Source organism: Plantactinospora soyae (assembly GCF_014874095.1).
In the GTDB taxonomy this organism is placed as follows: Bacteria; Actinomycetota; Actinomycetes; order Mycobacteriales; family Micromonosporaceae; genus Plantactinospora; species Plantactinospora soyae.
The window spans coordinates 5,383,799-5,398,255 of the sequence record NZ_JADBEB010000001.1 but is presented as its reverse complement, the minus strand read 5'-3'; the positions used below and the strand labels follow the sequence as shown (position 1 = coordinate 5,398,255).

Sequence of the window (14,457 nt, the reverse complement as noted above, 5' to 3'; positions counted from 1 at the left end):
CCCCGCCTTCCACACCGCCAAAATCGCCGTCACCATCTCCACACCACGCGGCAAGCACAACCCAACCACCGACTCCACACCCACACCACAACCCACCAAACGCCGCGCCAACCGCGTCGACGCCACATCCAACTCCCGATACGACACCCCAACCCCATCCACCACCACCGCCGCAGCATCCGGAACCGCCGCCACCTGCCGCCCAAACAACTCCACCACCGTGGCCCCGACACCACCGACCCCAGTGTCGTTCCACTCCACCAACACCTGATCCCGCTGCCCGGCATCAAGCAGGTCAACCGTGCGCAGTGGGATGTCGGTGCCCTCGTGCAACGTGTCGACGAGGTGCGCCAACGTGGTGCACAACAGCTGCCCCACCGCGTACGGGTCGATGGTGTCGGCCGTCTGAACGCTGAGGCTCAACCCACCGGAGTCGAGGTCGTCGACCGACATCGTCAGCGGATAGTTGTTCCGGACCTTGGCGAAGACCCTCTGAATACCGTCGATCGCCTCCTCCGGAGCCGCATCCCCGCGCCTGCTGTAGCGGTAGTTGAACAGGGAGGTGAACAGCGGCTCGTCCGCCGCGATGCCGCTGGCCTGCTGCGCCACCGCGAGGGGTGCGTGTTCGTGTTCCAGCAACGCCGCGAGCTGGGCTCGCATCTGCTCCACCGCTGTCCGGACCCCGACGTTGCCGGTCCGTACCCGCACCGGGAGCGTGTTGATGAACGGGCCCACCACCCGGTCGGCACCGGCACCGGCGTTCATCCGACCGAACAGCACCGTGCCGAAGACCACGTCGTCACGACCGGAGAGCACGGCCAGCACCCGCGCCCAGGCCACGTGCAATACCGTGGCGGTACTCACGCCGGAGCGGCGGGCCACCTCCCGCAGCCGGTCGACGACGTGCTGCGGCACCGGTACGTCCCCGGTCACCGTCTCCGTGCCATCACCCCGGACGTCCATCAGCCCGTACGGGGCGGTCGGCTCGGTCACGTCGCCCAGCAGCTCGGCGAAGAACCGCTCGTGAACCTCCCGCGAGACACTCCGGGTCTGTGCGACGAAGTTCCGGAACGGCAGCGCCGCCGCCAAGCCTTCGTCCCGCCGGGTGAGGATCGCCCGCAGCTCACCGAGCAACACGTCCATGCCCTGGTGGTCGAGGACCATGTGGTGCATCCGCAGCAGGCCCAACCAGGCGCCGTCCTCGACCTCGGCGATGTGCAGGTCCATCAACGGCGGCCGGCCCAGATCCATCACCGACCCGACCCGCTCCACCAACCCCGCCACCGGATCAACCAGTTCGCCGTCGAGCACATGCGCCACCACCGGCAGCACCGCCCGCCGCCACACCACCTGCACCGGCTCCGGCAAGCCCTCCCACACCACCGCCGTCCGATAGATGTCGTGCCGGTCGATCACCTGCTGCCACGCTTGGGCGAAGGTGTCGAGTCTCGCCCGGGAGTCGAACCGCAGCACCATGACCGTCACGTACGGGTCCTTGCCCCCATCGACAGCCATCAGATGGTGGAACAGCAAACCCTCCTGCAACGGCGCCAACGGATACACATCCGCCACATTCCCCGCACCACCATCAACACCGCCGACGATCACCTCCACCTCAGCATCGGACAACTCCACCAACGGCAACATGGCGGCCGTGACCCGCTCCGCACCAACCGGAATCAGGTTCTCCGGCACCACCACCTGCTCCACCACCACCGCCCCCGCCAACCCCACCGGCGTCGGCGCCTCAAACAACGCCCGCACCGACACCGACACACCCCGCCGACGCAACCGCTCCACCAACCGCACCGCCAGGAGTGAATGCCCACCAAGCCGGAAGAAGTCGTCGTCCATGCCGACGGAATCGAGCTCGAGGACCTCCGCGAACACGGCGCACAGGATCTCCTCCTGCACGGTCACCGGAGCCCGGCCACCACCGGCGTCGACGCCGTAATCCGGCAGCGGCAACGCCCGACGATCCACCTTGCCGCTCGCGGTCAACGGCAGCCGGTCCAGCACCACGACCGCCGCCGGCACCATGTACTCCGGCAACCGCTGCGCGGCGTACTCCCGCACCACGTCCGGGCCGGTGGCGGCATCGACCGGCACGACGTAGGCGACCAGCCGCTTGTCACCGGGGGTGTCCTCCCGTACGACGACCGCCGCCTGGGCGACCTGCGAGTGGGCGCGTACGACGGCCTCGACCTCGCCGGGTTCGATCCGGAACCCGCGGATCTTCACCTGCTCGTCGGCCCGGCCGGCGAACACCAACTGCCCGTCCGGCGTCCACTTGACGAGGTCACCGGTCCGGTACATCCGCTCACCCGACCCGAACGGACAGGCCACGAACCGCTCTGCGGTCAGGCTCACCCGGCCCACGTAGCCCCGCGCGAGCTGGGCACCGACGACGTAGAGTTCGCCGGCCACCCCCACCGGCACCGGGTTCAACACGTTGTCCAGGACGAATACTCGTGTGTTGTAGATCGGGGTACCGATCACCGGTGCCTGGTCCACCGCCAGTGGGGCTGACATCGTCGTGGCGACGGTGGTCTCGGTCGGACCGTACCCGTTGTAGAAGGTCCGTTCCGGCGCCCAGCGACTGACCAGCTCTCCGCTCAGCGCCTCGCCCGCCGAGATGATCGTGGTCACCGTACGCATGTCTTCGGGCCGCAACGTGGCCAGCACCGCCGGCGGCAGTCCCGCGTGGGTCACCCCGTGCCGTGCGACCACCTCGGTCAGCCCCGCACCGGGCAGCAGCTCGTCGGCGTCCGCCACCACGAGCACGCCTCCCAGGCACAGCGCCGCCGACACCTCCCAGGTCGCCGCGTCGAATCCGATCGAGGCGAACTGCAACACCCGCGCCTCGGCATCCATCCCGATCTGCTGGCGGAAGGTGGTCATCAGGTTGACCAGTCCGGTGTGCGTCAGCGCGACGCCCTTCGGGATGCCGGTCGACCCGGAGGTGTAGATGACGTACGCCAACCCGTCCGCCGCCACGCGCACCGACGGCGCTGCCGGGACACACTCCGCCAGCCGGGTACGGGTGGCAGGATCGTCCAGCACCACCGTTGGTACGCCCGGCATCTCGTGCAGGTCACCAACGCCGGACGACGTCACCAGGACGGTCGCCCCGCTGTCTCCGAGGATGAAGGCGACCCGGTCGGCCGGGTTGCGCGGATCCACCGGCAGATAGGCCGCGCCGGCCTTCCAGACTCCGAGTACGGCCACCACGAAATCGACGCCCCGGTCCAGCAGCAGCGCCACCACCGACTCCGCCCGCACCCCGAACCCGCCCAGATACTGCGCGAACTGGTTCGCCCGGGCGTCCAGCTCGGCATAGGTCAGCTCGATGCCGTCACCCACCACCGCCGTCGCGTCCGGCGCCCGCAGCACCTGCGCCTCGAACAGCCCGCGTGCCGTGGTGTCGGCGACCTCCAGTGCGGTGTCGTTCCAGTCGATCAGCTTCTGCGCCAGCTGCCCGGCGTCAAGCACCTCCACGGCGTGCATGGGGATGTCCGGGCCGTCGTGCAGCGCGTTGACGAGATGCTCGACAGCGGTGCACAACAACCGGCCCACCGCGTGCGGATCGACCGGGTCGACCGCCTGCACGCTCAGGCTCAGCCCCTCGGCACCGAGATCGTTGACCCCGACGGCGAGCGGATAGTTGGTCCGGTTCTGGACCTGTACCGACCGAATCCCCTCGATCACCTGCTCCTGAGCGGCGGCATCCTCGTCCCGGCTGCCCGCAGGTTGGTGGCCGATGTAGCGGTAGTTGAACAGGGAGGTGAACAGTGGCGTGTTGTCTGCGACGCCGCTGGCCTGCTGCGCCACCGCCAGCGGGGCGTGTTCGTGCTCCAGGAGTGCCGCGAGTTGCGACCGCATCTGCTCCACCGCGGCCCGGACACCGACGTGGCCGGTCTGCGCCCGCACCGGCAGGGTGTTCATGAACGGCCCCACCACGCGGTCCGCGCCGGCGCCGGCGTTCATCCGCCCGAAGAGCACCGTGCCGAACACGACGTCGTCTCGGCCGGAGACCACCGACAGCACCCGCGCCCAGGCGACATGCAGGAGCGTGGCGGTGCTGATACCCAGCCGCCGGGCCACCTCGCGCAGCCGGTCGACGACCTCCGGCGGCACCGGCACCAGCCCGGTCACCGATCGCGTGCCGTCACCGCGTACGTCCATCAACCCGTACGGTGCGGTCGGCTCACTCACGTCGCCGAGCAGCGTGGCGAAGAACCGCTCGTGCTCCTGCCGCGAGACACTCCGCGCCTGTACGACGAAGTTCCGGAACGGCAGCGCCGCCGCCAGTTCGGCGCCCCGACCGGTCAGGATCGCCCGCAACTCGGCGAGCAGTACGTCCAGCCCCTGGTGGTCCAGCACCATGTGATGCATCCGGAGCAGCCCGAGCCAGCGCCCTTCCTCGACGCGGGCGACGTGCAGGTCCATCAGCGGCGGCCGGCCCGGGTCCAGTACCGGCCCGGCCAGCTCGATCAGCCGGGCCACCGGGTCCGCCCCGGTGCCGTCCAACATGTGGGTGGTCACCGACAGCATCGCTTGCCGCCACACCACCTGTACCGGCTCGGGCAGTTCCTCCCACACCACCGCCGTGCGGTAGATGTCGTGCCGATCCACCACCTGCTGCAACGCCTGGGCGAACTCGTCGAGCCGCGCCCGGGAGTCGAATTCCAGCACCCGGCGCGTCACGTACGGGTCTCTGCCCTCGTCGGCCATCAGGTGGTGGAACAGCAGTCCCTCCTGCAGCGGCGCCAAGGGGTACACGTCGGCTACGTTCCGGGCGCCGCCATCCACGCCGGCGACGATCAGCTCCACGTCCGTGTCGCCGAGCGTCACCAACGGCAGCATGTCCGCCGTGATCCGGTCCGCATCGTCCGGGATCAGGTTGTCCGGTACCACCACCGGCTCGGCCGCTGCCGTCTCGGCCAGCCCGGCGGGTGTCGACGCTTCGAACAGTGCCCGGACCGATACCGACACGCCCTGTTCCCGCAGCCGCTCCACCAGTGACACGGCGAGCAGCGAGTGCCCACCCAGTTCGAAGAAGTCGTCGTCGATTCCGACGGTTTCGAGGCCGAGTACCTGGGCGAAGGTGGTGCAGAGGATTTCTTCTTGGACGGTGGTGGGGGCGCGGCGGGTGCCGGTGGTGGTGCCGGTGGTGTAGTCGGGGGCCGGTAGTGCGCGGCGGTCGAGTTTTCCGCCGGTGGTCAGGGGAAGGTGGTTGAGGGTGACGATGGTGGCGGGGACCATGTACTCCGGTAGCCGCCGCGCGGTGTACTCCCGGACCGTGCTCGGTGTCCAGTCCTCGACGTCCTCGGGCACCACGTACGCGATCAGCCTACGGTCACCGGCAACGTCCTCCCGGACCACCACGACGACCTGGCCCACCTGCGGATGACCACGTAGAACCGCCTCGACCTCACCAGGCTCGATCCGGAACCCACGAACCTTCACCTGCTCATCAGCCCGACCGACGAACACCACCTGCCCATCAGCAGCCCACCTGGCCAGGTCACCGGTCCGATACATCCGCTCACCCGACTCGAACGGGCACGCCACGAACCGGACCGCCGTCAGCCCGACCTGACCCACATACCCCCGCGCCACCCCGACACCGGCCACATACAGCTCGCCGACCACGCCCGGTGGCACCGGCCGCAGGAAACCATCCAACACATACAGGCGGGTATTCGCGATCGGGGTACCGATCGGCGCCACCGGACCGGTCGACAACCTCGCGGTCGCGACACCGATCGTCGTCTCCGTCGGACCATAGTGGTTGAACACCGGCCGATCACCGGCCGCTTCCACCAGAGCGGTCACCCAGCCGGCCGGGGCCGCCTCACCACCAAGAACCAACGAACCCGACGGCAGCACCCGTCCCACCCCGGCAACCGCCGACAACGCCATCAGATGCGACGGCACCACCTTCACATGATCAATCCGATGCTCCGCCAGATAACCCGCGACCGCCTCCGGATCAATCACCACCTCCGGATCCAACACATGCAGAACACCGCCGGAGACGAGACTGGTGAACACAACCGTGTTACCAAGATCCGTCACCTGCGGCTGCAACAACCCGTACCGCACCCCGACACCGCCCCAACCCAACCGGGACGACACCGACCCCACATAATTCGCCAACGAACCGTGCGTGACCGCCACACCCTTAGGCGAACCCGTCGACCCCGACGTATAAATCACATACGCCAAACCCGCCGGATCGGTTGTCACCGTCGGTGGTGCCGTTTCCGGGCGGACGGTGATCGTCTCGTCCGCGACCATCCGCACCGACCCGCCAGCGGGCAGGTCATCCAACACATCCTGGGTGCCGAGCAGCAACACGGCGCGGCTGTCGGCGAGCATGAACGCGACACGATCGACCGGTAGTCGCGCGTCGATCGGCAAATATGCCGCGCCGGCCTTCCACACCGCCAAAATCGCGGTGATCATCCGCATCCCACGCGGCAGGCACAAACCGACGACGGACTCCGCTCCGACGCCCTGATCCACAAGATAGTGGGCGAGTTGGTTCGCCGCCGTGTCCAACTCCCGATACGACACCGGCATCCCGTCGGCCACGATCGCGGTCGCGTCCGGGTTCTGTGTCACCTGCTGCGAGAATTGCTCGTGCAACAACACCGGCGGCAGATTCTCGGCAGTATCGTTCCAGTCCCGCAGGATTCGTTCCCGCTGTCCCGCACCCAACAGATCGATCTCGTGCAGCCGTACGTCGGCGGACGTGGCCACCGTCTCCAACACCAGTGCGAACCAGTCGGTGATCCGCCGCGCCGTCGACTCGTCGAACAGGTCCGCCGACGCCGTCACCGATCCCTGCACCCCGGCCGGCTGACCGTCCTCGTCGAACACCTCCTGAGCCGCAACGAACAGATCAAACTTCGCCGGCGCGACCGCCGCCCCCACCGACGACAACACCGAACCATCAACAACCACACCCTCAAGGTCGAGAGTGCCACGCTCAGTGTTCTGCACCGTCAACATCGTCTGGAACAACGGATGCCGCGCCAACGAACGAACCGGAGAAAGATCCTCCACCAACCGCTCGAACGGCACCTCCTGATGCTCCAACGCACCCAGACTCGTCTGCCGGACCCGACCCAACACCTCAACAAACGTCGGATCCCCCGACAGGTCAGTACGGATCACCAACGTGTTGACGAAAAACCCGACCAAATCATCCAACGCCTCATCAGTACGCCCCGCCACCGACGACCCAATCGGAATATCAGTACCCGCACCCAACCGCGACAACAACACCGCCAACGCCGACTGCAACACCATGAACCCGGTAACACCCTCCGCACGCGCCAACCCCACCAACCGGCGATGCACCCCAGCGGGAACCCGCAACTCCACCCGATGCCCACGATGACTCGCCACCACCGGACGCGGCCGGTCATACGGCAACGCCAACTCCTCAGGCGCCCCAGCCAACACCCCCCGCCAATACGCCAACTCCCGCGACAACACACTGTCCGGATCAGACGCCTCCCCCAACAACTCCCGCTGCCACAACGCATAATCCGCATACTGCACCGGCAACGGATCCCACCCCGGCACCTCACCCCGCAACCGCGCCGCGTACGCCACCGACAAATCCCGCCCCAACGGCGCCCGCGACCACGCATCACCAGCAATATGATGCGTCACCAACACCAACACGAACTCGTCAACACCAACCTCGAACAACCACCCCCGAACCGGCACCTCCACCGACAAATCAAACGTATAACCAACCGCCTCAGCCACCACCGCCGGCAACTCATCCACACCCACCCGCCGCACCGGCAAACACCAATCAAACTCCCCCACACCCAACACCCGCTGATACGGCTCACCATCCACCGCCGGAAACACCGTCCGCAACGACTCATGCCGACCAACAACATCCCCCAACGCCACCTCCAACGCCCCCACATCCAACCCACCACTCAACCGCACCGCCACCGGCACGTTATACAACGAACTCGCCCCCTCCAACTGACCCACAAACCACAACCGCTGCTGCGCAAACGACAACACCACCCGCTCCGGACGAACCCCCGCCCGCAACACCAACCGCGACCCACCCACACCCGACACACCCAACCAACCCGCTACCCCAACAACACTCGGCACATCAAACAACACCCGCAAAGGCAACTCCACACCCAACACCACACGCACCCGCGACACCAACCGCACCGCCAACAACGAATGCCCACCCAACTCAAAGAAATCGTCGTCGATTCCGACGGTTTCGAGGCCGAGTACCTGGGCGAAGGTGGTGCAGAGGATTTCTTCTTGGACGGTGGTGGGGGCGCGGCGGGTGCCGGTGGTGGTGCCGGTGGTGTAGTCGGGGGTTGGTAGTGCGCGTCGGTCGAGTTTTCCGGCGGTGGTCAGGGGAAGGTGGTTGAGGGTGACGATGGTGGCGGGGACCATGTACTCCGGTAGCCGCCGCGCGGTGTACTCCCGGACCGTGCTCGGTGTCCAGTCCTCGACGTCCTCGGGCACTACGTACGCGATCAGCCTGCGGTCGCCGGGAACGTCCTCCCGGACCACCACGACGGCCTGGCCCACCTGCGGATGACCGCGTAGTACCGCCTCGACCTCACCGGGCTCGATCCGGAACCCGCGAACCTTCACCTGCTCATCAGCCCGCCCGACGAACACCACCTGCCCATCCGGCGTCCATCTGGCCAGGTCACCGGTGCGATACATCCGCCGGCCCGGCTCGAACGGACACGCCACGAACCGCTCGGCGGTCATCGCCGCCCGGCCCACATAGCCGCGAGCGAGCTGGACACCGGCGACATACAACTCGCCGACCACACCCGGCGGCACCGGGGAAAGAGCGACGTCGAGTACGAACAGTCGGGTATTGGCGATCGGGGTACCGATCGGCACCACCGGACCGGTCGACAACCTCGCGGTCGCGACACCGATCGTCGTCTCCGTCGGACCATAGTGGTTGAACACCGGCCGATCACCGGCCGCTTCCACCAGAGCGGTCACCCAGCCGGCCGGGGCCGCCTCACCACCAAGAACCAACGAACCCGACGGCAGCACCCGTCCCACCCCGGCAACCGCCGACAACGCCATCAGATGCGACGGCACCACCTTCACATGATCAATCCGATGCTCCGCCAGATAACCCGCGACCGCCTCCGGATCAATCACCACCTCCGGATCCAACACATGCAGAACACCGCCGGAGACGAGACTGGTGAACACAACCGTGTTACCAAGATCCGTCACCTGCGGCTGCAACAACCCGTACCGCACCCCGACACCGCCCCAACCCAACCGGGACGACACCGACCCCACATAATTCGCCAACGAACCGTGCGTGACCGCCACACCCTTAGGCGAACCCGTCGACCCCGACGTATAAATCACATACGCCAAACCCGCCGGATCGGTTGTCACCGTCGGTGGTGCCGTTTCCGGGCGGACGGTGATCGTCTCGTCCGCGACCATCCGCACCGACCCGCCAGCGGGCAGGTCATCCAACACATCCTGGGTGCCGAGCAGCAACACGGCGCGGCTGTCGGCGAGCATGAACGCGACACGATCGACCGGTAGTCGCGCGTCGATCGGCAAATATGCCGCGCCGGCCTTCCACACCGCCAAAATCGCGGTGATCATCCGCATCCCACGCGGCAGGCACAAACCGACGACGGACTCCGCTCCGACGCCCTGATCCACAAGATAGTGGGCGAGTTGGTTCGCCGCCGTGTCCAACTCCCGATACGACACCGGCATCCCGTCGGCCACGATCGCGGTCGCGTCCGGGTTCTGTGTCACCTGCTGCGAGAATTGCTCGTGCAACAACACCGGCGGCAGATTCTCGGCAGTATCGTTCCAGTCCCGCAGGATTCGTTCCCGCTGTCCCGCACCCAACAGATCGATCTCGTGCAGCCGTACGTCGGCGGACGTGGCCACCGTCTCCAACACCAGTGCGAACCAGTCGGTGATCCGCCGCGCCGTCGACTCGTCGAACAGGTCCGCCGACGCCGTCACCGATCCCTGCACCCCGGCCGGCTGACCGTCCTCGTCGAACACCTCCTGAGCCGCAACGAACAGATCAAACTTCGCCGGCGCGACCGCCGCCCCCACCGACGACAACACCGAACCATCAACAACCACACCCTCAAGGTCGAGAGTGCCACGCTCAGTGTTCTGCACCGTCAACATCGTCTGGAACAACGGATGCCGCGCCAACGAACGAACCGGAGAAAGATCCTCCACCAACCGCTCGAACGGCACCTCCTGATGCTCCAACGCACCCAGACTCGTCTGCCGGACCCGACCCAACACCTCAACAAACGTCGGATCCCCCGACAGGTCAGTACGGATCACCAACGTGTTGACGAAAAACCCGACCAAATCATCCAACGCCTCATCAGTACGCCCCGCCACCGACGACCCAATCGGAATATCAGTACCCGCACCCAACCGCGACAACAACACCGCCAACGCCGACTGCAACACCATGAACCCGGTAACACCCTCCGCACGCGCCAACCCCACCAACCGGCGATGCACCCCAGCGGGAACCCGCAACTCCACCCGATGCCCACGATGACTCGCCACCACCGGACGCGGCCGGTCATACGGCAACGCCAACTCCTCAGGCGCCCCAGCCAACACCCCCCGCCAATACGCCAACTCCCGCGACAACACACTGTCCGGATCAGACGCCTCCCCCAACAACTCCCGCTGCCACAACGCATAATCCGCATACTGCACCGGCAACGGATCCCACCCCGGCACCTCACCCCGCAACCGCGCCGCATACGCCACCGACAAATCCCGCCCCAACGGCGCCCGCGACCACGCATCACCAGCAATATGATGCGTCACCAACACCAACACGAACTCGTCAACACCAACCTCGAACAACCACGCCCGAACCGGCACCTCCACCGACAAATCAAACGTATAACCAACCGCCTCAGCCACCACCGCCGGCAACTCATCCACACCCACCCGCCGCACCGGCAAACACCAATCAAACTCCCCCACACCCAACACCCGCTGATACGGCTCACCATCCACCGCCGGAAACACCGTCCGCAACGACTCATGCCGACCAACAACATCCCCCAACGCCACCTCCAACGCCCCCACATCCAACCCACCACTCAACCGCACCGCCACCGGCACGTTATACAACGAACTCGCACCCTCCAACTGACCCACAAACCACAACCGCTGCTGCGCAAACGACAACACCACCCGCTCCGGACGAACCCCCGCCCGCAACACCAACCGCGACCCACCCACACCCGACACACCCAACCAACCCGCCACCCCAACAACACTCGGCACATCAAACAACACCCGCAAAGGCAACTCCACACCCAACACCACACGCACCCGCGACACCAACCGCACCGCCAACAACGAATGCCCACCCAACTCAAAGAAATCGTCGTCGACCCCGACCGACTCCACTCCGAGTACCTGGGCGAAAATGCCACAAAGGATTTCTTCCTGCACCGTCACCGGGGCCCGGCCCGCACCCGCGACAGCCGCGTAGTCCGGCGCGGGCAGCGACCGGCGGTCCAGCTTTCCGCTGGCGGTCGACGGCAACCGGTCCAGCACCACGACCGCGGCCGGCACCATGTACTCCGGCAACCGTTCCCGGACGAAGTGCCGCACCTGCGCGATGTCGACGTCGGCGGCCACCAGGTAGGCGACCAGGCGCTGGTCTCCGGGTACGTCCTCCCGCACGACCACCGCGGCCTGGCCCACCTGCGGATGGGCCCGCAGCACCGCCTCGACCTCACCGGGCTCGATCCGGAACCCACGAATCTTCACCTGCTCGTCGGCCCGGCCCACGAACACCAACTGGCCGTCGAGCGTCCACCTGACAAGGTCTCCGGTGCGGTACATCCGCCGGCCCGGCTCGAACGGGCAGGCCACGAACCGCTCGGCGGTCAGCCCCACCCGGCCCACGTAGCCACGGGCCACTCCCGGCCCGGCCACGTACAGCTCGCCGATCACCCCCGGCGGTACCGGGCGCAGCCCACCGTCCAGCACGAGCATCGACATCCCCGCGATGCCCCGGCCGATCACACTGTCCCGGTCGGCGTCGGTCAGCCGCCAGTGCGTGACGTAGATCGTCGCCTCGGTCGGCCCGTACATGTTCACCAGCCACGGGCCGTCCGCCCGCTGCCTGGTCCACCAGCCGTCCAGGCGCGCCGGATCGAGGGCCTCACCGGCCAGCACCACGAACCGCAGGGCACTCGAATCGAAGCCGTCGACCGGAAGCAACTGGTAGAACGCCGAGGGGGTCTGGCTCAGGATCGTGACGCGCTCACGGCCCAGCAACGCCGCGAGCTCCTGCGGCGACCGGGACACCTCATGCGGCACCACGACGACCCGGCCACCGTGGACCAGCGCACCCCACAGCTCCCAGACGGACACGTCGAACGAGAACGAGTGGAAGCAACTCCACACGTCCTGCGCGTCGAACTCGAACAGCTCCCGCATCGACGCCAGCACGCTCACCACACCCCGATGCGCGACCGCCACCCCCTTCGGCTGGCCCGTCGACCCCGAGGTGTAGATCACATAGGCCGCACCGTCGGGCGATGCTCCCGCACCGGACAGCGCCGTACCGGCCAGACCGGCCAGCTCCGCCGCCACTGCGGGCTCGTCGACGACCACCACGGGTACCGACGCCGCCACCAGCCCCGTGTACGCCGTCGAGGTCAGCAGGCACCTGGCACCGCTGTCGGCCACCATGAACGCCACCCGCTGCGCCGGCGACTGCACGTCGACCGGTACGTATGCCGCGCCCGCCTTCAGCACCGCCAGCATCGCCACCACGACGTCGATGCCGCGCTCCATCACCACCGCGACCACCGACTCGGCACCGACCCCCCGAGCGGTCAGATAGCGCGCCATTCGATTCGCCGCCGAGTCCAGCTGCCGGTACGAGACCGTCACCCCGTCGAACAGCACCGCAGGCGCGTCCGGCTGCCGGGTCACCTGGCGCTCGAACAACTCCACCACCGTGGCATCCACCGGCTCCGCCACGGTGTCGTTCCAACCGACCAGCACCTGTTCCCGCTGCCCGGCGTCGAGCAGCTCGACCTCGTGCAGCCGGAGCCGCGTCTTGGAGGTAACCGTCGCCAACACCCGCCGGAACCACACCGCCAACCGCTCCGCCGTCGACGCGTCGAAGAGGTCCGCCGCCACCGTCACCGACCCGCGCAACCCCGCTGGCCGCCCGTCGTCGTCGAACATCTCCATCGCGACGACGTCCAGATCGAACCTCGCCACCGGCGTGGCGTTCTGCTGGACCTCCGCGGTCAGGTGCGGCAGTTCCAGGGTCGCCCCGGTCGTGTTCTGCATCGACAGCATCACCTGGAAAAGCGGATGACGCCCCCGGGCACGGCTCGGTGACAGTTCCTCCACCAACCGCTCGAACGGCACGTCCTGGTGCGCCAGCGCGCCGAGGCTCGCCTGCCGCACCCGACCCAGCAGCTCGGCGAAGGTCGGGTCGCCGGACAGGTCGGTGCGGATCACCAGCGTGTTGGCGAAGAACCCGACCAGGTCGTCCATCGCCTCGTCGGTACGCCCGGCGAGCGGGAAGCCGATCGGTACGTCGGTGCCCGCACCCAGCCGGGACAGCAGTACCGCCAACGCGGACTGCAGCACCATGAACGCGGTCACGCCCTCGGCGCGGGCCAGCTCCACCAGCCGCTGGTGCACGTCCGCCGGCACCTGCAGCGGCACCATGTGCCCGCGATGGCTCTCCGTCGCCGGGCGCCGGCGGTCGACCGGCAGGAGCAGTTCCTCGGGCGCTCCCGCCAGCGCCTGCCGCCAGTACGCCAGCTGCGTCGACAGTACGCTTTCCGGGTCGGATCCGTCGCCCAGCAACTCCCGCTGCCACAACGCGTAGTCGGCGTACTGCACCGGCAGCGCGGCCCACTCCGGTGCCGCCTGCCGCAGCCGCGCCGCGTACGCGGTCGACAGGTCCCGGGCCAGCGGCGCCTGCGACCAGCCGTCCATGGCGATGTGGTGCACGATCAGCACGAGTACGTGGTCGTCCGGTGCATGCTGGTCCCCGTCGGTTTGGAACAGCCAGCCCCGGACCGGGATCTCCGTCTCCAGGTCGAACGAACACCGCTCCGCCTGCGCGACGGCGCCGGCCAGGTCCTCCGTCGCGACCCGGCGCACCTGGAGTTGCCAGTCCAGCTGCCGCATGTCCACGATCTGCTGGTACGGCTCAGCGTCGGCCGCCGGGAACACCGTGCGCAGCGACTCGTGGCGGCCGATCACGTCGCGCAGCGCGGCATCGAGGGCCGCGACGTCCAGACGGCCGCGGAGCCGCAGGACCACGCCGCTGTTGTACGCCGGGTTCGGGCCCTCCAGCTGAGCGAGGAACCACAGCCGCCGCTGTGCATATGACAACGGAATCAT

Annotated in this window: 1 protein-coding gene (running past one end of the window); it reads right to left on the bottom strand. The window is 67.6% G+C overall.

The features are described 5' to 3' along the window. Positions 1 to 14,457: the 5' portion of a non-ribosomal peptide synthase/polyketide synthase gene (locus H4W31_RS43835; protein ID WP_192768689.1), read on the bottom strand. 11,082 nt of this gene lie to the left of the window's left edge; the window shows 14,457 of its 25,539 coding nt (coding positions 1-14,457); it begins with the start codon at positions 14,455 to 14,457; its stop codon lies beyond the left edge, outside the window.